Annotated in this window: 21 protein-coding genes; 15 read left to right on the top strand and 6 right to left on the bottom strand. The window is 38.9% G+C overall.

Going from position 1 to position 19554, the window contains the following annotated elements; all coding sequences use genetic code 11:
- The 9 genes from ffh (at position 1) to ACKWCF_RS08990 (ending at position 7231) form a co-directional block, all read left to right on the top strand.
- On the top strand, positions 1–1371 hold the full coding sequence (gene ffh, locus ACKWCF_RS09030) for a signal recognition particle protein (protein ID WP_409477251.1): 1371 nt from the start codon (positions 1–3) through the stop codon (positions 1369–1371).
- Between the two features lie 137 nt (positions 1372–1508).
- Positions 1509–1814, top strand: coding sequence for a 30S ribosomal protein S16 (gene rpsP / locus ACKWCF_RS09025; RefSeq protein ID WP_409477250.1), 306 nt, complete (start codon positions 1509–1511; stop codon positions 1812–1814).
- A 117-nt stretch (positions 1815–1931) separates the two neighbouring features.
- Entirely contained in the window at positions 1932–2171 is a 240-nt protein-coding gene (locus tag ACKWCF_RS09020; RefSeq protein WP_409477249.1) for a KH domain-containing protein, read from the top strand.
- Positions 2172–2281: 110 nt separating this feature from the next.
- Positions 2282–2797 carry a ribosome maturation factor RimM gene (gene rimM / locus ACKWCF_RS09015; RefSeq protein ID WP_409477248.1) on the top strand — a complete coding sequence of 172 codons (516 nt, stop codon included), beginning with the start codon at positions 2282–2284 and terminating at the stop codon, positions 2795–2797.
- A gap of 9 nt (positions 2798–2806) precedes the next feature.
- Positions 2807–3631, top strand: a complete 825-nt coding sequence (gene trmD / locus ACKWCF_RS09010; RefSeq protein WP_409477247.1) for a tRNA (guanosine(37)-N1)-methyltransferase TrmD — start codon at positions 2807–2809, stop codon at positions 3629–3631.
- Positions 3628–4200: an RNA methyltransferase gene (locus ACKWCF_RS09005; protein WP_409477246.1), complete on the top strand. Its 573-nt coding sequence runs from the start codon at positions 3628–3630 to the stop codon at positions 4198–4200. The genes trmD and ACKWCF_RS09005 overlap by 4 nt, the downstream gene beginning before the upstream one ends.
- A 58-nt stretch (positions 4201–4258) precedes the next feature.
- A complete protein-coding gene (gene rplS, locus ACKWCF_RS09000; RefSeq protein WP_409477245.1) occupies positions 4259–4705 on the top strand; it encodes a 50S ribosomal protein L19 in 447 nt (148 codons plus the stop codon).
- Positions 4689–5324: a ribonuclease HII gene (locus tag ACKWCF_RS08995; protein ID WP_409477244.1), complete on the top strand. Its 636-nt coding sequence runs from the start codon at positions 4689–4691 to the stop codon at positions 5322–5324. The genes rplS and ACKWCF_RS08995 overlap by 17 nt, the downstream gene beginning before the upstream one ends.
- A gap of 479 nt (positions 5325–5803) precedes the next feature.
- Positions 5804–7231 (top strand): serine hydrolase domain-containing protein, encoded by a 1428-nt coding sequence (locus ACKWCF_RS08990; RefSeq protein WP_409477243.1) that lies wholly within the window; start codon positions 5804–5806, stop codon positions 7229–7231.
- A 21-nt stretch (positions 7232–7252) separates the two neighbouring features.
- On the opposite strand, the gene ACKWCF_RS08985 is transcribed toward ACKWCF_RS08990, so the two are convergent.
- Positions 7253–9667, bottom strand: coding sequence for an LPS-assembly protein LptD (locus ACKWCF_RS08985; protein ID WP_409477242.1), 2415 nt, complete (start codon positions 9665–9667; stop codon positions 7253–7255).
- Positions 9668–9767: 100 nt separating this feature from the next.
- On the opposite strand from ACKWCF_RS08985, the gene ACKWCF_RS08980 reads away from it, so the two are divergent.
- A complete protein-coding gene (locus ACKWCF_RS08980) occupies positions 9768–10100 on the top strand; it encodes a hypothetical protein (RefSeq protein ID WP_409477241.1) in 333 nt (110 codons plus the stop codon).
- Here the strand turns inward: ACKWCF_RS08980 and ACKWCF_RS08975 are convergent.
- Complete coding sequence (locus tag ACKWCF_RS08975; protein ID WP_409477240.1) at positions 10063–11106, bottom strand: hypothetical protein; 1044 nt, start codon at positions 11104–11106, stop codon at positions 10063–10065. The genes ACKWCF_RS08980 and ACKWCF_RS08975 overlap by 38 nt on opposite strands.
- Before the next feature lie 141 nt (positions 11107–11247).
- On the opposite strand from ACKWCF_RS08975, the gene ACKWCF_RS08970 reads away from it, so the two are divergent.
- On the top strand, positions 11248–11799 hold the full coding sequence (locus tag ACKWCF_RS08970) for a hypothetical protein (protein ID WP_409477239.1): 552 nt from the start codon (positions 11248–11250) through the stop codon (positions 11797–11799).
- On the opposite strand, the gene ACKWCF_RS08965 is transcribed toward ACKWCF_RS08970, so the two are convergent.
- The gene (locus ACKWCF_RS08965; RefSeq protein WP_409477238.1) at positions 11800–12960 is read right to left on the bottom strand and encodes a vitamin K epoxide reductase family protein; all 1161 of its coding nucleotides are present in this window, start codon (positions 12958–12960) and stop codon (positions 11800–11802) included.
- Between the two features lie 92 nt (positions 12961–13052).
- Here ACKWCF_RS08965 and ACKWCF_RS08960 point away from each other — a divergent pair, with 92 nt between their 5' ends.
- Positions 13053–14639, top strand: a complete 1587-nt coding sequence (locus tag ACKWCF_RS08960) for a ChaN family lipoprotein (RefSeq protein WP_409477237.1) — start codon at positions 13053–13055, stop codon at positions 14637–14639.
- A 3-nt stretch (positions 14640–14642) separates the two neighbouring features.
- Here ACKWCF_RS08960 and ACKWCF_RS08955 read toward each other — a convergent pair whose 3' ends face one another.
- Complete coding sequence (locus ACKWCF_RS08955; RefSeq protein WP_409477236.1) at positions 14643–14927, bottom strand: HU family DNA-binding protein; 285 nt, start codon at positions 14925–14927, stop codon at positions 14643–14645.
- A gap of 208 nt (positions 14928–15135) precedes the next feature.
- On the opposite strand from ACKWCF_RS08955, the gene ACKWCF_RS08950 reads away from it, so the two are divergent.
- The 3 genes from ACKWCF_RS08950 to pyk are packed head-to-tail and all read left to right on the top strand — an operon-like array spanning position 15136 to position 17877.
- Positions 15136–15660, top strand: coding sequence for a tetratricopeptide repeat protein (locus ACKWCF_RS08950; RefSeq protein WP_409477235.1), 525 nt, complete (start codon positions 15136–15138; stop codon positions 15658–15660).
- 1 nt (position 15661) lies between these two features.
- The gene (locus ACKWCF_RS08945; RefSeq protein ID WP_409477234.1) at positions 15662–16375 is read left to right on the top strand and encodes a hypothetical protein; all 714 of its coding nucleotides are present in this window, start codon (positions 15662–15664) and stop codon (positions 16373–16375) included.
- A gap of 17 nt (positions 16376–16392) precedes the next feature.
- The gene (pyk, locus tag ACKWCF_RS08940; protein WP_409477233.1) at positions 16393–17877 is read left to right on the top strand and encodes a pyruvate kinase; all 1485 of its coding nucleotides are present in this window, start codon (positions 16393–16395) and stop codon (positions 17875–17877) included.
- On the opposite strand, the gene ACKWCF_RS08935 is transcribed toward pyk, so the two are convergent.
- Both ACKWCF_RS08935 and ACKWCF_RS08930 read right to left on the bottom strand, forming a co-directional pair.
- Positions 17874–18533 carry a DUF4360 domain-containing protein gene (locus ACKWCF_RS08935; RefSeq protein WP_409477232.1) on the bottom strand — a complete coding sequence of 220 codons (660 nt, stop codon included), beginning with the start codon at positions 18531–18533 and terminating at the stop codon, positions 17874–17876. The two genes, pyk and ACKWCF_RS08935, sit on opposite strands and share 4 nt — an antisense overlap.
- A 362-nt stretch (positions 18534–18895) precedes the next feature.
- A complete protein-coding gene (locus tag ACKWCF_RS08930) occupies positions 18896–19552 on the bottom strand; it encodes a CoA transferase subunit B (RefSeq protein ID WP_409477231.1) in 657 nt (218 codons plus the stop codon).
- Positions 19553–19554: the final 2 nt, after the last annotated feature.

The raw sequence follows: 19554 nt of genomic DNA, 5'->3' as shown, positions 1-19554 counted from the left end.
ATGATTTTTGAAGGTTTGTCAGATAAAATTTTAAATTCAGTTAAAAAGCTAAAAGGTCAAAATAAGATCTCTGAATCAAATATCGAAGATGCGATCAAAGAGATTCGCTTAAGCTTACTTGAAGCTGACGTGCACTTTAAAGTGGTAAAAAACTTTATCGACCGTGTAAAAGCCAAAGCTTTGGGAGCAGAAGTTTTAACAAATGTAAACCCTGGCCAGATGTTTACAAAAATAGTTCATGATGAATTAGTGCAAACATTAGGTGGAGAAAAAGTTGATCTTAATGTTCGTGAAAAATTATCAGTGATCATGATGGTCGGTCTTCAAGGGGCCGGTAAAACAACATCTACGGCAAAACTTGGTTTATACATTCGTCAAAAATTAGGAAAAAAGGTTGGTTTTGTTCCTGTCGACGTTTACCGTCCAGCGGCCATCGATCAATTACAAACTCTGGCAAAACAAAATAATTTCCCGTGCTATCCTTCAAAAGTAGGCGATAAGCCCGTTGATATTCTAACGAATGCCATCAAGTGGGCTCAGGGCGAACTGATCGAAGTATTATTAGTCGATACAGCGGGTCGTTTACAAATCGATGAAGAGCTAATGAATGAGTTAGCTGATCTTAGAAAAGTAGTAACTCCGACTGAAATTTTATTAGTTGCCGATGCGATGTTAGGTCAGCAATCAGTGAATGTGGCTGAAACATTTCACCAAAAATTAAATCTTACGGGCTTAGTTTTAACTAAAGTAGACGGGGATGCCAGAGGTGGTGCGGCTCTATCAATCCGCGAAGTAACGGGTATTCCAATTAAGTTTTTAGGTTTAGGCGAGAAAGTTTCAGCGTTAGAAGTATTTCATCCAGATCGTCTTGCAGGACGAATCTTAGATATGGGTGACGTGTTATCGTTAGTCGAAAAAGCCCAAGACGTGATTGATGCGAAAGAAGCTGAGCGTTCTGCAAAGCGTATGATGAACAACGAATTCACGCTCGAAGACTTCTTAGCGCAGATTCATCAGCTTAAAAAACTGGGCGGATTTGAGAGTATGTTGAAATTTCTTCCTGGTATGGGCGAGATCTCTAAACAAATGAAGAATATGACCCCGCCAGATAACGAAATCAAAAAAATCGAAGCGATCATCAGTTCGATGACCATCCAGGAGCGTAATGACCATAGAGTCCTTAATGGCTCAAGGCGTCAAAGAATTGCTTCTGGTTCAGGCACACAGGTTTCTGATGTAAATAAGCTAGTGAAGCAGTTCGAAGAAGCTAAGAAAATGATGAGCGGTATGATGAAAATGGGCCTTGGTGGTAAGGGAAAAGGTAATCCATTCGGTGGCTTCGGGGGCAAAGGTTCGGGCTTTCCGTTCTAAATCGCCCTAAATGCGCTAGAAAGTGATTGATCTTGCGCAATATAAGATATAAAAAGTTAGTCTTTGAAAAAGCTTAGGCTTTTATTTTTCTTCATAAAGCTGAAAGCTTTTGAGCATATTATTGAGAGGTATTTCAAATGGTAGTTATTCGTCTAGCTCGCGTTGGTGCTAAGCATGATCCTAAATACAGAATCACTGTTGCTGATTCTCGCCGTTATGTAACTGGCAAATTTATCGAAGTATTAGGAACATACATTCCAACTCCTAAAGGTAAGCAAACTAAAGTTGTTTTAAACACAACTAAAGCTCAAGAGTGGTTAGCTAAAGGTGCACAACCTTCAGAAACTGTAAGACACGTATTAAAATTAGGTGGCGTTACTTTACCAGCTCGTAAAAAATCTCCATCTAAGACAAAAAACAAGAACGCTAAAAAAGAAGCGTAATTGAAACAATAATATAGAGTAGATCTCCTAATGAGGCATTTACGGTAAAAATCCTGTAAAATTGCTTGAGGTCTGCTGAATATTTTGTCAAACTTGGATTAGGTTTCGGGGGGAACAATGGATAATCTAAAAGAACTTGTTGAGCATATGGCGAAATCATTAGTTGATAAGCCAGAGAATGTTGAAGTTGATGAGATTCCAGGACAACAAACGACTCTTCTAGCGCTTAAAGTTGATAAAGAAGACCTTGGAAAAGTAATCGGCAAACAAGGTAAAACAGCTGCCGCAATGAGAACAATCATCCGCGCTGCTGGTACTAAGCTAAATAAACGTTATCACTTAGATATCGTTGAATAGCAAAAAGCGATAAAAATCGAACTTCAAAAAAGGAGTCTTTACAAAAGACTCCTTTTTTATTTTCTAAACCTATTCATTCACTCACCACAATGTTAGAAGCACACTTATAAATGGCTAATCAAGACATGCGACTTATTGGAAAGATCAAAGACGCTCACGGTTTACGTGGCGATGTCTTTATCATTTTCTTTTCTAAAGATTATTCTTATGTAGATTTGATCGATGAATTGTACGTCGAAGATACGCCTTACGAAGTGATTAAAGCCGGCGAACATAAAGACGGCCTTAAAGTTCAATTAAAAGGTGTAATAGACCGTAATCAGTCTGAGGCCTTAATTGGAAAACAAATTTATTTACCGAGTGATTTCTTCTTTGAACAAGACGAAGAAGAAGGAATGTTCTTAGCTGAAATTGAAAACTTCAAAGTGATCGACAAAACCTTAGGTGAAATCGGTACCATCACTGGTTTTTCTTCAAACGTCGCACAAGATTTATTAATCGTCACAACAGCTGCAAAAAAACAGGTAGAAATTCCCTTCGTCGATCAATTCGTTGTTGAAATTGATCACGATAACAAAATTCTTCAGATGGATTTACCTGAAGGCTTACTTGATATTAACGATTAGGCCAAACCCATGAAGTTTACGTACTTAACTCTTTTTCCAGAGCTTATTCAAAACTACTTAAGCGATGCGCTTTTAAAAAAAGCTGAAGATAAAAAGTTATTACAATTTAATGTCGTAAACTTACGTAAATATTCAGATAATAAATATAACTCAGTCGATGATACAGCTTACGGCGGTGGTGATGGTATGCTCCTTCGTCCGGATATCGCCGATGCGTGTTTCAATGAATTATATAAATCTCCAGAATATAAACCTGAATCTACTTTAAGAATTTATCTTTCTCCGCAAGGTGAAAAGTTAGATCAAGCCATGTTACATAAGTTTTTAAAGTATGATCACTTGGTTTTATTAAGTGGTCGTTACGGTGGAATCGATCAGCGAGTCATTAACCACCACATTGATATGGAATTATCATTAGGTGATTTCGTTCTAAGTGGGGGAGAGTTAGCTTCTCTTGCACTCACTGAAAGCTTATCGCGTTTTATTCCAGGCGTACTTGGCCACAACCAATCAGTCATTGCTGATTCATTTCACAATGGCTTATTAGAGGCTCCACAATTTACCAAGCCTGCCACTTGGGGGGCCGAAAAAGTTCCTGATGTTTTACTTTCTGGTCATCACGAAAAAATCGCGAGTTGGAAACACCACATGGGAATTTTAATCACGTGGAAAAAACGCCGTGATTTATTTTTATTAGCTCAAAAAGAATTAGTCGGTACAACGTTAAAAAATCATCTTAAATTTTTAAGCGAATTAACCAATGAAGAAATTGAATCATCAGGTTTAACTCGCGAAGATGTCGCCCATCATATGAATGAGGTTAAAAGTTTATGAAACGTAAAGCGCCTTTAGCTGTAGCCTTACTTCATTATCCGATCGTTGATCGCCAAGGTGATATTTGTGCGACCAATATTACAAATTTTGATATTCACGATATCGCCAGAAGCTGCCGTGTGTACGGGGTTGAACGCTATTACCTGGTTCACCCGATGCAAGAGCAACAAATGTTTGTTGGCCGAGTTTTAGACCACTGGAGAACCGGCGAAGGGTCTAGAATGAACCCTATGAGAAAAACGGCTCTAACTGACGTCAGAACAGCTAGTAACGTCGAAGAGGCCTTAGCTGATTGGGGTCATCCCAACGCTCGAATCGTGTCGACCCATGCCCGTAACCTTCCAGGGCAGGAAAAGTTCACCTTTGAGCGCTTTAAAAACGTTCTAGAGAACGATGACGACCCCTATCTGCTTGTTTTTGGAACAGGTTTTGGTTTGACCCAAGATTTTATGAGAAATTGTTACGCGGTTTTGGACCCGATCAAGGGCGATTCTAAGGACGATTATAGACATCTTTGTGTTAGGGCAGCTGTAAGTATCTGTCTTGACCGACTACTTGGGTCATGGTAACACATATCTTCTTTTCGATAAGAATTGGACCATAGGTCCAAATAAGTAAGGACTATTTATGGCAAAAGCAGCAGCAAAAAAAGCGACTTCTAAAAAAGTAAAAAAAGCAGCTCCAGCAAAAGGCGCTGAGACTAATTTCGTTAAGCGCGTTACAGCAAAATCAGCTAAAAGAAATGCTAAAATCGCAACTTTCCAACCTGGTGATACAGTTAACGTTTACGTTAAAGTTATCGAAGGTGAAAAAGAGCGCGTTCAGTTATACAAAGGCGTTGTTACAAAAATTCAAGGTCACACTCACCAAACTTTTACAGTTCGTAAAATTTCTGCAGGTGTAGGCGTTGAAAGAACTTTCCCATTCAACTCTCCAGCTATCGAATCAGTTGAGTTAGTTGCTCACGGTAAAGTACGTCGCGCTAAACTTTACTACTTACGTGACTTAGACGGTAAAGCAGCTCGTATCGAGTCTGAATTAGCATCTACTTCATCTGATGAAGCAAAAGCTTAATACGTTTAACGTTAAGCAATTAAAAGATCTTCCGCTTCCATTTATCGGTATCGATGAAGTAGGACGCGGATGCCTCGCCGGCCCTGTGTGTGCCGGCGTTGTCATTTTAAATGACAAACTTCCTGTTAAACACTTCGTTGATTCAAAAACAATATCTGAAGAAAAACGTGAAGCTATTGCCGCCGAAATCCGTGAGTATCATCACTGGTCAATCGGTTGGGCTTCAGTTGAAGAAATTGATGAAATCAATATTCGCCAAGCTACTTTTCTAGCGATGACTCGGGCCCTTCGTGGTTTAGAGATCAAGCTTGAAGGTAAGATCAATGTTAAAGGCGGAACTCTTCTTATCGATGGCCGCGACCGAATTGCGGATTTAAAAGAGTACAAACAGCTTCCAATTATTAAAGGGGATCAGCACATGCGTTGCATCTCTGCAGCTTCAATCGTGGCAAAAGTTGCCCGTGACCAGCTAATGGCAGAGCTTGCAAAGGATTTCCCTCAATATGGATTTGAAAAGCACAAAGGCTACGCGACCGAAACTCATCGCCAAGCCATCGAAATCGCAAAACCTTGCGTCCATCACCGAAAAACCTTCGGCGGCGTTAAAGAACACCTGTAAAACAATAAGTAAATTTCACGAGCGGGGAATCCTCGCCGAAAATCATGTGCGAAAGTTTTTTCTTTCACGTGGGTGGAGTATATCATCTGAACGCACGAAGTTTGATGGAGTTGAAGTTGATCTCATCGTTGAAAAAGAAAAACGGCGAGTGTTGTTAGAAGTAAAATACTTAGATGATTCTTGGCGTGTATTTGAACGGGTAGGCACGAAGCAGATTCAAAGGCTTAAGTATGTTCTACTCGGAATGCGCAGACGTGAGCGCCACTTGAAGGTTGAAAGTTACATCGTCTTTGTTTTAAGGGACGGGAAGCTACAGTTTATCTCGCTCGATGAAACGATCTAACAGCGGCTTAATGGCAATCCGCCCCGTTCCGGAGCGGGTGTTTACAGAAACACACAAAATCTCTAACGACTAAACGCAACATAACTGGTGCAAAGATTCTAATTGGGTATGGTTTCCCTAAAGGGGAATGTTCACTATGAAAAGCGTGTTTTTGAAAGCCGTGTCGTTATTGTTATTTACCTTACTTGTTTCATCACTTGCTCAGGCGTGGCCTGGCTCAATCAAAACTCCGGAAGAAGAATTAACAGCCTTTCTTCGTGATACTAAAAAAACCAACACCGACGCCGTCATTATTTATAAAGACGGAAAAGTCATTTACGAATTTTACGATCGTGAATATACACCTAAAACAAAACATCTTTCATGGTCGACGGCTAAAACCATGTCAGGAATTTTAATTGGTGTCGCCGAAGGTGAAGGTCTTCTTTCGATCAATGATCCGGTTAAAAAATATCTTCCGACTTTTCAAAACAACGCTCGCATCATTGATGTTTTAGGAATGGCTTCAGGAATCAAATATAAAGAAGCGTTTGAAGGTCTTCCGTTAAATTTAGATTTAACAAATATGCTTTATCTGGAAGGCCAAGCTAAAGGTTACGTGGATTACATGTTAAGAAATCCACTATCTCCAACAGGTGGCCCTGGTGAATACTTCAATTACTCAAGTGGTGATACAAATATTTTGTTAGGTGTGTTAGAAAAAGCTATCAACAATAAAAAAGTTTACGACAGATACCCTTTTGAAAAATTATTTAAGCCGTTAGGAATCAATGCCACGTTCGAACAGGATATGGCTGGTACATTTGTGGGTTCAGCTTATATTTATATGACAGCGCCTGATTTTTTAAAAATGGGTCAGCTCGTTAAAAATAAAGGTGTCTGGAATGGCAAACAGATTATTCCTTTAAGATATATTGAATTATTGAACCGCGTAGCTGACGGAGTTCAGAAAAAAGTTCAAGAAGGAAATCCTGAGAATAAAGCTTACTCTTCGCAGGCGATTACCAACCTTCCGATCGAAGGGCGTAACCAACCATCGGCGTATGATGATTTACCTCTAGATTCTGTGATTATGTACGGCTTTCAAGGGCAAATCGTAGCTTCAAGCCCATCGCAAGATTTAGTGATGGTAAAACTTTCGATGGACGCTAAAGACATGGATCGTTTAGCGTTTTATGCAGCGACGAAAAAATTTATCTTAGCTAAGGGTTATAAATACGAAACAGTCGGTGATTCAAAAACTTTTGATGAGAAAAAACAGACTCTGAAAAATTGGTCTGAACAACCACCAGATGACGCCAACAGCGGCCCGGTGGCTAGTTTTCCGCACCTAATGCGCGCTTTTTCTGCTAAAGAATATTGTTCGTGCCGTTTCGTGATTGGCCGCAGTGAGGAAGCTTGTAAAGACGATCTTAACGCTATTTTAAAGGTCTTACCTGAACTTAAAATTAATGCCGCAGATGGAACAGTCACAGCGCAAATCATTGGTGGCTTGTTCGGACAAAAAGCGATCGCTAAGTATCGCGGAACAGATTACGGCTGCACTTTAATTCAAAGCGAATAGCCGTAAATTTTTTGGAATCAATTATTTAATCTTTAACTCATCCGGCGGAATGATCTTAGGTGGTTTTCCGTCGAACGAGAAGTCAAAGCGCACGCGCCATTCGGCCTCAAGACCAACTTGTTGCTCGCGGTAAAAATTAATACCCCAACATTCACCCGGTGGCTTTAGTTGTGTAATTAGAGAGAATTTTTTTAAACGTGAATCGCTGTTACGATTTTCACTGGTATCAACGATAAATCCAGATAAGACGTTAATATACTTAGTCACAAAACCAAGAGCTAAAATAACGTCATCAACGCGTGGACCTTCGGCACGGTTAGAGTTGTAACCAATTTTAAAGTACTGTTGTAAATCATTTAAGTAAGATACTGCCGTTGTTGAATTTGTCGCTGATAGATAAGGGTAGTAACTAAACTGATTTTCAAGTGTAAATTCACCTAAATACATATTCAGTGTGCCTGATAAATCCGATAACGGCTGGTTCGTTTGACTGTACGGATTATTGATTTGGTATAAGTCGTAAGATTGCGCCAAACGGAAATCTAAAATATTTCTATAAGATTTATCTGATTGGCGCTTTCTGATCACACGATTTAAGAACGTCAGCGTAATTAAATGACGGTCGTAAATACGATCGTAGTAATCGTATTGCACGCCATACGGTGTATTTAAATCAGTATCTGCTAAATTGTTTTTCGACGAAAAGGCATATTCACCATTCGGAATGTTACCAAAAAATGGATGTGCTTTTTGTTCAACAAACGGAATATACGTATATGAAAGTTCAGGAATTAATTCATGTTTGTATTTAAGATCAGGGTTTTCAGATTCATAGATACGGTATAAACGGCTTCGTGAGTTAATATCAAGCTGCGTGTATTGGCGAACGTTGTAACGATCTGCGCCTTCAGGAAAGAAGTAGTGGGCTTCGTTATAAGATAGTTCTGGCGAAACATTTAAAAAATCAACCGGCGTAAATGTTTGAGTTAAAAAAGAAGCTTTGTAAAATACGCGCTGGCCGGTACGTAAGAAGTCTGTGCCTTGGTTAAAAGTACCATCGTAAACAGGAGAACAACCAGCGACGTTGTTGTGATCACAAGCTGGGTCATTAGCAACGTTACTTACATATTTTTGATCGCTAGATACACTGATATCATCCCATTTTCTTTTTCTATAAAAAGCATCGTACTGGGCGTTGAATTTAAAATAGAAAGGGCTATCAGCGATTTGTGTTGTCGTAAAATCCAGCTTTAGTTCTGGTAAAATGTGAACTGCCGATGTGTTTGACTGAAGCGGATTGCTTTCTAAAAGGTGCTTATAATAGATAGAATCAAATTGTGTTAATGAGTGATTAGAGCGCGCCGAAATATTAAGACGATTTTCTAAGCCGCCTTCAGCATAAGTTTTAAATTCTTCGTAAAAATCTTTAGGGTATTGTAGATCACTGATCTGGTTTAATTTAACACGCGCGTGGGCTACATCATTAATTTCTTGTTGAGCATAACCTTGAACAGCCCAGCGTTTAAAAGTGTCGCCTTCGGCCATTAGGCCGCTATCAACAAGATCTTTTGGAATCACCGAATCGTTAAAGTGGGCCAAGTTAATTTGTCCGCCACTGAAGTCGCTAATGGCATAACGATATTCGATCAGTTCTTTTAAGCCACCTAATTCGTAGTTTTTCAAAGTGAATGTTAAATCTTGTGAGCGCGACATGGCCCAGAAAAAACTTTCAGAAAAGAAAAGACCACGGTTGCGGATATAACCAAACTCTGGAGTTAAAAAACCTGATTGACGTTCGTTTTTAAGTGGCAGTACTAAGTAAGGTAACCAAAAAATAGGAACATTACTTACTTTTAGGAATGTATTTTTTAAAAACGCATAACCACCAAGTTCAGCGCGAATTTGACTGCCTTCAAAACTCCAAGTCGAGGGACAGTTCGTACAAGTCGTATAATCTGCATCAGCTACGAAAAACGTATTCGGTCCGCGTTGCTCGATGAGCTTTCCTTTGAAAGTAATATTGTTTGATTGCACATAACCATTGGTGATTAAAGCCTGGCTAGAATAGTAATCAAGCGCGATCTCATCACCGCCGATGTTGTATTCAATTGTTTGAATGCTCACGTGACCACGAAAGTACGCATGCTTTTTCTTTAAATTTAATTCAACAAAGTCAGCACTGAAATGTTGGTTTTGATAAATGATCTGTACGTTTCCAGAAATTTGAACTAAGCCTTTTTCTAAGTCGCGGTACAAATTTTCTGCGGTAATCGTAAAGCCAGAAATTTTAGATGTGGTTAAAGCCCCTGAAGAAAGTTTTTCTGAAGGAGATGGCGCAGCTGTTGCCGTTTGCGACGTCGGTCCTGTTTGAGCAAGCGCGTTGTTGGCACAAAATAAGATCGTTAATAAAAGTAGTCTAATCCAGGTGTAAATCACTGAATAAAAGTCTAAAAAGAGAAAAATAATTTGTCACTTCAAGACTGAGGTCTATTCACTATTTTTGCGTAATTTCGATAAGTCTTGTAGGCGGGTGAATATGCAAGCAAAGTTCTATGAAGTTGGCCAAGTTACAGTTGTTGAAATTAAAGGCCGTATCGAACCAGATCAAAATAAACCATTTAGAGACGTGTGCGAGAGAAAATTAAAGGGTCGTAAGGTCGTTTTCTGCCTTGAAGGCTTATCATTCACAGCGTCAGCCAATATTACCACATTTTTTGAGTCTATTAATGTTATTCCTGAGGCAAAAGTCGTTGGCCTTCAGCATGATTTCTATCGCCTGTTAGAGCTTAAAGGGATCAATATGAAGACCTATTTGACTTTATCGGATGCTATTAGATCTGATGATCTTTTAGATTTAAAGAAAGATTAGAATTTAACTTTTCAAGCATTTTGAGTCTTAAAGTTAAATCTTCTACTTCTGTGATTTTATGACTTAATTGTTTTCTTGTAGCGTCAAGCAGTTCAGTTTGTCGCTCCATCTCAGCCTTCGTCACATTCATTTGATTTTTATGGTTCGATTCTGACAATTGGCTTTCAGTCAATTGACGTTGTAAATCGTTTTCTTTCAAACGTAATGCATTCATAGTTTGGATATGTTCATCTTGTACGCGTTTGTACTTAACCAGTTCATTTTCAACGAAGTGCTTCGTTTCAACTTGCTTTTTCAGGCGAAGATTTTCGTTGTTGGCATCAAGAGTTCTTTGTTGCTGTTCAACGATTTCTTTAGATAAGAAGTGAATTTGCTCTTCGTAGCTTTGGATTAACGATTTTTTCTCATTCGCGTAGCGCTGAGAGTTTGTTTCAATCGTTGCTTCTAAAGTTCTGATGTTAGTTTCTAACTGCGTCTGGTAATTTTCAGCTTGAGTAATAAGCTTTGTTTTTTGCTCGTTTTCAGCAGTTAGAGTAGCGATTTGCTCTTTTAAATTTTCAACAAATGGCTTAATAATATTTTTAACTTTTTCATGAAACTTTGAAAGACGACTTAAATCCGTTTTTTGCGTTTCAATAAGCTTTTCTGCGATTTCGATTTTAAGCGCTTGCTTGTCGATCTTTGCAGACATGCTGTCGTGGTCTTCTTGTAATTCTTTGTTTTTTTCTACAAGAATTGAATTGTGTTCCGCGTACATTTTATTTTCAAAAAAGAACGCGTTTTTTTCCTGAATTAATTTTTGATTCTCAGTCTCATAAAGTAATAATTTGCGGTAACTTACTTTGATTTTACTTTGAAGTTCTTCAATTTGCTGAGTCAGGTCTTCTAAAACCTGAGATTGACCAAGAGATCTCGGTGTCACATCCTGTGATCGAGTGGCTTGAGTCGTGCGGCCGGCTGAGGTATCACCTTGAACCATTTCCAAATGCTTAAGCTCAAAATCCATAACTTCCTCCTGAAGTTTTCACTATAATTGTCGCATAACCAGACTAGACCTGAAATAGGGGCAAGCCTTAAAACCATAAAACTGGACCTAAATCGGGTGATTTGACTGCAGTTTTTTTGCTCAAATGCCGATAAATCAGCTATGGGTGCATTGTCATATAAAGACCGACGAGGAGCGAGCGACCTGGATATCAGTGATCTAGGGGCGCCGGATACCGTTCGCTATAACGTTTTAACGTTTGTGGCGAATGAAGAGTATGACCGTGCTATCACTTACTTAAAAGATTTCTTAGATCGTGATTCTGACTATCCGAATTTTAAAGACAGAGTTGATCGTTATATTAATCACGCGATCGATTTGATTTTTGCCATTCGTACGAAAAGAAATTTTCCGGGAATGAGTTTACTTACAAAATCAAAACAAAATGAATTGCGCGAAAGATACCGTGACCATTTTCAAGAGTTAAAATCGGTCATGAGGAAAGTAGAAACTTGTCAGGAAGAATTGCGTCTTTCAGATATTAAATCCACAACAGTGCTTGTGAAATCGCTATGGTTTTCAATTGTTGTGGTTGTGATTTCTGCGGTTGTGATCGAGATTGTTCAAGGACTTGGTCAGACATTCTTCGTCGTGTTTGACGATTATCTTAACAAAGCCCTTGAGTACGTTTTTCAACTTTTAAATATTCAATAATTACTTAAGGCTGTTGATCGCGCCACGTAGGACGTCGATGTATTGGCCGTAATCAAGTTTTTTGCCATTTACAAAGATCGAAGGTGTGCCAGTGATTTTTGCCATTTCGCCTTCGTCAGTTGATTTTTTGATGATATCGTAAGTTTCAGCTGAAGTTGCGCAAGTTTTTAATTGCGCACCGTCTATGCCAAGTTCTTTACTCATTTGTTCTAAATAAGACGATAGATTTGAATCATGCATCATGGCTTCTTGATGATCAAAAATCCAGTAGTGAATATCCCAACCTTTTTGGAATAGCTTTTCGCCACATAAAGCCCAGCCAGCTAATTCACAACGTGAACCATCGCCTTTAGAAGGGATGTGTGGGTTACACGCGCCATCAAGTGGGTAAGGTTTGAAAACCATTTTTACGTTTTTGTTACTAGCTAAGAAGTTTTTGATTGTTCCAGCGGCTACTTTGCAGTGCGGGCATTTAAAGTCAGCAAATTCAGTTAAAACTGGAGCTGAAGCTTCGCTGCTGCCTTTAACAAGGCCTAAACCGTTATCAAAATTAACCACTGGTGATTGTTGCCAGTGATAAACTTTTTCAGGAACGATTTTTTCCATTTGCGATAAGCCAAAGTTATCGCGAACAGAACCAGAAATAAACCAAGCCAAAACAGGCACAGCTACTAAAGTTCCAAGAATATTTTTCTCGCCAGCAATAGCTGCGAAATTAAACTTGCTGTCTGAGTATAGCGACCAAGTTAAAAACACAATGATAAATGATAGAACATATCCAGCGATACAGAACGGGCAGAATGTTTTTAGCTGCGTTGTAGAAACGAAGAAAAGTACAAGCGAAAAAACTGCCGAAACAGCCGTTAAGCCTTTAACGATAGTTTTATAGCCATCGCTTTCTTCAAACCAACCTAATTTGGCAAAAAGAAAAATGCCCAACATAATAATTGAATAGCTTAGGCCAAGAACTGCGATGGGGATCGTGAAAATTTCAGCGTAAGAACTCATGGCTGCGACATCGCAGTTTAATTTTTCGTTAATTTGACAAAGAGAGCTTCCGCTCATGCCCAGTTTTACCATGTAGTGGTGGTAAGACAGGTACCCAAAAACACCGATTGAAGCCAAGAAACTTAATAACAAAAAGTTCAGTTTTTTACTCATATTTTGTATTCCTAAAGTAAATTATTATAACTAAATGTTATTTTTTGACGATTAAAGGTTGAAATCAAGCAATCATTTATTAACATAGTGCAATGACTTTGGTTAAAGTTAAGTATGATTACTACATGAGAATTCGCAGCAAGGTTGAAGACTTAGTAGGCTTTCGTACGCGTTCTATCCAAAAATACCAACAAAATTACGAGCAAGAATTGAACCGTTCCCCCTGGGAAGTGGGCCGTAAACAAGAACTATTTAAACAAATGGATAAAAGTCAAATCGTTTATATCGGCGATTTTCACGCGCAAGCTCAATCAACGCGTGCGGTTCTTCGTATCGCGCGTAAGCTTGGCGCTCAAAATGTGTGCTTAGGCTTAGAATGTTTTTTCACAGAACATCAAAAAGTTATTAACACGTATCTTCAAGGTCACTTAAGCGAGCGCGAATTTTTAAAAAAAATCGAATGGAAGAAAATTTGGGGTTTTCCGTGGGAATTCACGCGTCCGTTAATGAAGTGGGCCAGTCAAAATAAAGTTCCTATTATCGCGTTAAATGCCGGTGGCAATAAAAAATTCGCCGATCAGGATAAAGCCACAGCTCTTACAATTTCTGAGGCTTTGAAAGCTAATGCTGATCGTAAAATGTTAGTGCAGTACGGAGATTTTCATCTAGCTACTAAACATCTTCCAGCCGAAGTTAAAAAGCTCAACCGCAAAATTTCAGATGTGGTGTTGCTACAAAGCCCAGAAAATTTATATTTCAAAGTTCTAAAAAAAGGTAAAGATCCTTCAACAATTGATTTTATTAAATTATCAACGAATCGTTGGGCCTTGATGTCAGTAGTGCCTTGGGTAAAATGGCAGGATTACTTGTTATATCTAGAAACAGGTCATGATAAAAAAGTAAAAGTTGAGGACTACGATTTAACTGATCACGTTTCGCAAGCTGTACAAGTTTTAAATAACATCTTAAACATCACTATTAAAGTTGATGATTTAGAGGTATACTCAGTAAACGACGAAGTTTTGTTTAGTAAAATTCAAAAGCTTCCAGCAATTGAACGTGTGTACTACAAAGAAATGCTTCTGTCGGGCCAATCCTTCTACTGCCCAGAGCAGCAAATGGGCTTTGTCGCACGCGCTTCATTAAATCAAATTTCAAAAGTAGCAGCTCTTTTTGTATTGTATAAATTGGGCGTTTATAAAAAATCGTTGGTGGATGGCAAAAAAGATTTTTTAAAAAACGTATGGGTAGAAATGCTGACATACTTTTTAACGAAGATCATAAATCCAAAAAAGAAAACCGACACCTTCGACGATATTCGCCAAGCTTTAAGATCAGAACAATTCTCAGATAAAGGTAAAGAGGCCTTAGTCTTAGCTTTAGAACAAAAGTTAAACGAAGTTCGTTTCGCTACATTTCAAGATCTATCGTTTGTTACAAAGAAAAACAGTGCTAGCCGAAACAAAAAAAGCTACGCCACAGCCGCGCAAATTCTGGGTGGCATCATGGGCGAAAAAGTCTATACGGCTTTTCAAAAAAAGATTCTAAAATTGCCTCAGCACAAGCAATTGTTGCTTAAAGACTTACATGGTAAGCACTTCACGCAAGCGTACTATGAGGCGGTTGAAATCATCGACTCATGGCCTTCGTCATTTAAATCAAAATTCGATAAGTTTTAGAAATTAGTTTTTCTTTTTATCAACTAATTGTTTGAATTCTTTTCCAGGCTTGAAGCGGGGAATAGAGCATTCAGGAATCTTGTGTGTTTCACCAGTTTTTGGGTTGCGGCCGGTCTTAGCTTTGCGCGCTTGAATTTGGAATGAACCAAAGCCAACGATTTTTACTTCTTCACCCTTAGACACGGTCTTCTGGATAACTTCTAATGTCGTATTAATCATTGTCTCAACTTGAGACTTTGAAAGTTTAGTTTTATCCGAAACTGCCGTAACTAACTCAGCTTTATTCATCTATTCCCCAATAACATAAAAAACGAACCATGAAGCTAATAAGATCGCGGTTTTCAGTCATCTTTTTCTGCATAACATTACGGATTTTCTTAACTTTAGTCTAAGGATTGCCGAAATGTGAGACATGAGTAGAAGTTACCAATATCTATTTTTGAGCTTATTCTTACTTTTTGGCCTGTCGTCATTTTATATTTGCTTTGACATTTATATGGAAGGCTCAGAATTCGATAAAAAGCGTATTCAGTTCCTATCGCAAGCCTTAGAGCAAAAAAAGCTAGAAATTCAATTAGTTAAACTTGAAAGTTCGCAAAGTTCTGTAGGTAGAAATATCGCTTCAGTTGATAACGATGTTCAAAAAGCGTTATCTAAGATGAAGCATAAAGATGTGGATCTTTCTGAGTTTTATTTCTTACGTATCAGTGAATTAAAACAAAAAAAGAAATACGCAGAAGCCTTAGAAATGGTCGAGAAAATCAAAAAGACAACGGCTAATGATGATCATTTAGCGCGTGCAGATTATGAATCGATCGCTCTTCAATGTGGTAATTTTAAAATCAGCGAACCTTGCATTGATACTTTAGATAATATGGTTCTTCAGTATCCACAGTCTTATTGGACGGGCCGTGGCCTTCAGTGGTTATCAAAATCTTATTCAGCGCTTAATCGCAAAGAAGATGCGTACAAAATCAATGGCATTATCAAGTCTGATTTTGGCGGCTTAAAGGTAGAATAATATGAAAAAAATCGCACTTTCTTTAGTGGTGTTATTGTCGTTAACGGCCTATGCCGGTGGTCATCATGGTGAATCGCACGAAAAAAGTCACGACGATCATAAAGCCGCAAGCGTTAAGAGCGGTCAAATCGTAAGTCAGCCCTCAGATTGCCTAGCTAAACAAACTTTACCATGCACGTTTAAATCAATCGCACGCCATAAATCAGCTATCGGTAAAACTGAATTTGTGTTTTTAAAAAATTCCGTAGTGAAGGTTTTAGATTTCACAAAGCTTAATCTAGAGCCGGTTGTCGGCGGTTTTATTATCACGGCTTCTAAATCACCCATCAGCGTAAAAGGGGTGTCGCTGACGAAGTTTCCGTCGTACGCAGATATTACCAAAGACCAGGTTGAAGTGATTGATGGTAAGGATTTTTATGCCTATAAATTCACAGATGGTGAGCCTGAAAGATATCTTTTAGATCGTGAGCCATTTATTAAAAAGCTTGCAGGCTTTTACAATAATATCGAATCGTTAAAAGCTGAATATAAAAACATTTCGCCTATTTACAACAAAAGCTTCAAGCAAGATGTGGTTCTTCATAAGAAGATTCTGACTCGCCGAATTGCTTCAGTTGAAGAAGAAAAAAAACAAGAAGCCGAGCGTATGAAACGCATTCGTGAAGAGCAGCGTAAAAACAAAGAAACTTTTTTTAAAAGGACTTTCGTTCAATAACTCGCTATTCTGGTTCAATGTTAGCACATCGTAGAGCAAAAATCGTAGCCACAATCGGACCAGCCACTCAAGACCCAGAAAATATCGCAAAAGCCATTCGCGCCGGAATGAATGTCGCAAGACTTAATTTCAGTCACGGTACGCATGAAGATCATTTAAAAGTGATTCATGCTGTTCGCGAAAAATCAAAAGAGCTCAATGCCCCAGTTACAATCTTACAAGATCTTCAAGGGCCAAAAGTTCGCGTGGGTCTTTTTGAAAAAGGCTCGATCAACTTGAGTCCAAACCAAGTTGTCACAGTGACGATTGAAGACGTGTTAGGTAAAGAAGGTTTAATTCCAAGTGATTTTAAAGAACTTTGCAAAGCGGCTAAGCCCGGCAATAAAATTTTAATTGATGACGGTCTTATCGAACTTGAAGTTTTAAAAGTCGGTGAAAAAGCTTTAGAAGCTAAGGTTATCTACGGCGGAATTTTAAAAAACCGTAAAGGAATGAATCTTCCAGGTGTTATGCTTCCAGTTGAAGCTATGACTGAAAAAGATCTTAAAGATTTAGATTTCGGTTTAAAAAACGGTGTTGATTATATCGCTTTAAGTTTCGTGCGTTTTGGTAAAGATATTCGCCAATTGCGTGAAATTATTGATTCACATAAATCTCCGGCTCGTATTGTCGCTAAAATTGAAATGTTAGAAGCGCTAGAAAACCTAGAAGAAATCGTGCGTTTATCTGACGTTGTGATGGTAGCCCGTGGTGACTTAGCTGTAGAAGTTGGTCAAAGCCGTTTACCAAGTTCGCAAAAAAGAATTATTTCTTTATGTAATAAATTAGGAAAACCCGTAATCACAGCGACTCAAATGCTTGATTCAATGGTTGAAAATCCGCGCCCGACACGTGCTGAAATCACAGACGTTGCTAATGCCGTGTTAGATGGAACCGATGCTTTAATGCTTTCAGCTGAATCGGCGAGTGGTAAATACCCATTTAAAGCGATTCGTACGATGCACGAAATTATTCTTGAAGTGGAAAAGTCTGAAGAGAACTATTACAAACTTTCTTTAGAGAACGAATTGTTATCAACACCAGCGGCCATTGCGGCAAGTTCGGTGCTTTCAGCTTTAAAGTTAAATGCTTCAGCAATCGTGTGCTTAACAACTTCAGGAAAAACAGCGCAAATTATTTCAACGTTCCGCCCGAAAGCGCAAATCATTGCGATCACGACAGATGTTGAAGTGTTAAACCGTTTAGAAATTCTTTGGGGTTTACAAACATTAACTCTACAGCCTTACGGTTCTTTAAGAGATATTATTTCTCAAGTAGAGCAACTATTGATTGAAAATGGTTTAGGTAAGACGGGTGATAAGATTATTTTCACTTTAGGTCAGCCGATCGCTGAAAAAGGTAAAACAAATTCGTTACACGTGCACACTCTAGGTGGCGAAGAATTTAAAAAGGCAGCTGATTCACAGCTGCCTTTAAGATTTGCTTCAGTTAAAGAGATTTAGCCGCAACGTCTCCATTTAAATTTTAATCTTTGACCAAAGGCCGCGTCTGTTGAGTCGATCACTAGGCGTGCTCTTGGTTTTAAGAATTTGATTAATTGTTTAACGCCGATTTGTGATTTGATTTTTACACGAATATTTTGACCACCAGCTAAACAAGCTACAGCGCCACCGATTTTACCGATATTGCCAAAGCTTCCTAAAATACCAGGAGCTTGGTTTTTTACAGAAACTACGTAGTTCTGATTGATAGGTCCTTTAAATAATTTTTGTTCAAAACCAAAAGCTTTTCCGCCTTCGATTTCAGCTTTGATAAATTGGTAACCTACAGCGCCTGCATTAGTAACTTCAACGAAACCACGGTAATCAACTTGATCAAAATCAAAAGCCCAACCATGTGGAACGTTAATATCTACGATGATAGAACAGTTTTTTTCATCGTTTGAATCACCAGGGTTTGCTGTGCCTTTGCCTAATTCTACAGAAAAACGATCATATAATACGCTTAAGTAGTTTAAGTCTGAAGTGATGATGGCATTTGCAGAACCTGCATCGCAACCTGAGCCGTCGATGCGTACGCCAGTGACAGCAGCTGAAGGTGGCAGCTGAGCAAAAGCTTTAGTAGTTAATAGTAATAATCCGATAAGAACTGTTTTCATTTTCTTTAGTCTCCGTTAGTGGTTCGGATACGACTAAAGCAAGCGTAGGGCCAAGTTTAGAATGTCAGAGTGGCACTAGCAAAAAAGCGCAAGAATTGTTCATTGGCGCCGAGTTTCGTGAAATTTCTTCTCGAGTTTTAGTTCTAGATTACGCCCAGAACATATAGGCTAATCCACACAGAGCAACGCCAATACCCCAATCAGCAGCAGGCGATGAAGTTACATAAGTGTAACCCATCATTGCAAGCCCGATGAGCATTAAACGCACCTCTGCGCGGCTTCGACCTTGTTTAAAAAGCCAAAAGCCGATCACACTAAATACAAAGGAGGCAAACATAGAAGAGATAGAAATCTCTCCCATGTTAGAACTTCATAGGTTTGCAGTCAGGAGCGATTGTCATTTTACCTTCAGTCGCTTTAACGACAGCTTCAGCTGTTAAGTCTGGAGCATATTCACGTAAGACAAAACCATTATCCGTTACGTCGATCACGCCGTAATCAGAAACGATTTTTTTGATACACTTTACACCTGTTAACGGCAGAGTACATTTTGTGCGAAGTTTTGAATTACCTTCTTTATCTACGTGTTGCATAGCCACAATCACGTTTTTAGCACCGGCTACTAAATCCATAGCGCCGCCCATACCTTTAACCATTTTGCCAGGAACCATCCAGTTAGCGATCGATCCTTGTTCATCGACTTCCATAGCGCCTAATACCGTTAAGTCAATGTGACCACCGCGAATCATTGCAAATGAATCTGCCGATGAAAAGAAACTAGCACCTTTAAGTGCAGTTACAGTTTGTTTTCCGGCGTTGATAAGGTCAGCATCTTCAGTGCCTTCCATTGGAAATGGGCCCATGCCTAAAAGACCGTTTTCGCTCTGAAACATAACAGTTTTAGATGCAGGAATGTAATTCACAACTAGTGTTGGAATACCGATACCAAGATTAACAGTGTAGCCATCTTGAACTTCTTGAGAAATACGTTGTGCAATTTGTTCTTTATTTAATGGCATCG

Source organism: Pseudobdellovibrio sp. HCB154 (assembly GCF_046267985.1).
Classification (GTDB): domain Bacteria; phylum Bdellovibrionota; class Bdellovibrionia; order Bdellovibrionales; family Bdellovibrionaceae; genus Pseudobdellovibrio.
This window is presented reverse-complemented; position numbering and strand designations above follow the sequence as displayed.

Excerpts from the sequence above, each read along its gene's own strand:
- ACKWCF_RS08980 (WP_409477241.1), top strand. The coding sequence starts at position 9,768 with ATGCAAGCAAAGTTCTATGAAGTTGGCCAAGTTACAGTTGTTGAAATT.
- ACKWCF_RS08955 (WP_409477236.1), bottom strand. The coding sequence starts at position 14,927 with ATGAATAAAGCTGAGTTAGTTACGGCAGTTTCGGATAAAACTAAACTT.
- ACKWCF_RS08975 (WP_409477240.1), bottom strand. The coding sequence starts at position 11,106 with ATGGATTTTGAGCTTAAGCATTTGGAAATGGTTCAAGGTGATACCTCA.
- ACKWCF_RS08965 (WP_409477238.1), bottom strand. The coding sequence starts at position 12,960 with ATGAGTAAAAAACTGAACTTTTTGTTATTAAGTTTCTTGGCTTCAATC.
- ACKWCF_RS08930 (WP_409477231.1), bottom strand. The coding sequence starts at position 19,552 with ATGCCATTAAATAAAGAACAAATTGCACAACGTATTTCTCAAGAAGTT.
- ACKWCF_RS08945 (WP_409477234.1), top strand. The coding sequence starts at position 15,662 with ATGAAAAAAATCGCACTTTCTTTAGTGGTGTTATTGTCGTTAACGGCC.
- rpsP (WP_409477250.1), top strand. The coding sequence starts at position 1,509 with ATGGTAGTTATTCGTCTAGCTCGCGTTGGTGCTAAGCATGATCCTAAA.
- rimM (WP_409477248.1), top strand. The coding sequence starts at position 2,282 with ATGGCTAATCAAGACATGCGACTTATTGGAAAGATCAAAGACGCTCAC.
- ACKWCF_RS08990 (WP_409477243.1), top strand. The coding sequence starts at position 5,804 with ATGAAAAGCGTGTTTTTGAAAGCCGTGTCGTTATTGTTATTTACCTTA.
- ACKWCF_RS08970 (WP_409477239.1), top strand. The coding sequence starts at position 11,248 with ATGGGTGCATTGTCATATAAAGACCGACGAGGAGCGAGCGACCTGGAT.
- ACKWCF_RS09020 (WP_409477249.1), top strand. The coding sequence starts at position 1,932 with ATGGATAATCTAAAAGAACTTGTTGAGCATATGGCGAAATCATTAGTT.
- ACKWCF_RS08960 (WP_409477237.1), top strand. The coding sequence starts at position 13,053 with ATGACTTTGGTTAAAGTTAAGTATGATTACTACATGAGAATTCGCAGC.
- trmD (WP_409477247.1), top strand. The coding sequence starts at position 2,807 with ATGAAGTTTACGTACTTAACTCTTTTTCCAGAGCTTATTCAAAACTAC.
- ffh (WP_409477251.1), top strand. The coding sequence starts at position 1 with ATGATTTTTGAAGGTTTGTCAGATAAAATTTTAAATTCAGTTAAAAAG.
- ACKWCF_RS08995 (WP_409477244.1), top strand. The coding sequence starts at position 4,689 with ATGAAGCAAAAGCTTAATACGTTTAACGTTAAGCAATTAAAAGATCTT.
- ACKWCF_RS08935 (WP_409477232.1), bottom strand. The coding sequence starts at position 18,533 with ATGAAAACAGTTCTTATCGGATTATTACTATTAACTACTAAAGCTTTT.
- ACKWCF_RS09005 (WP_409477246.1), top strand. The coding sequence starts at position 3,628 with ATGAAACGTAAAGCGCCTTTAGCTGTAGCCTTACTTCATTATCCGATC.
- pyk (WP_409477233.1), top strand. The coding sequence starts at position 16,393 with ATGTTAGCACATCGTAGAGCAAAAATCGTAGCCACAATCGGACCAGCC.
- ACKWCF_RS08950 (WP_409477235.1), top strand. The coding sequence starts at position 15,136 with ATGGAAGGCTCAGAATTCGATAAAAAGCGTATTCAGTTCCTATCGCAA.
- rplS (WP_409477245.1), top strand. The coding sequence starts at position 4,259 with ATGGCAAAAGCAGCAGCAAAAAAAGCGACTTCTAAAAAAGTAAAAAAA.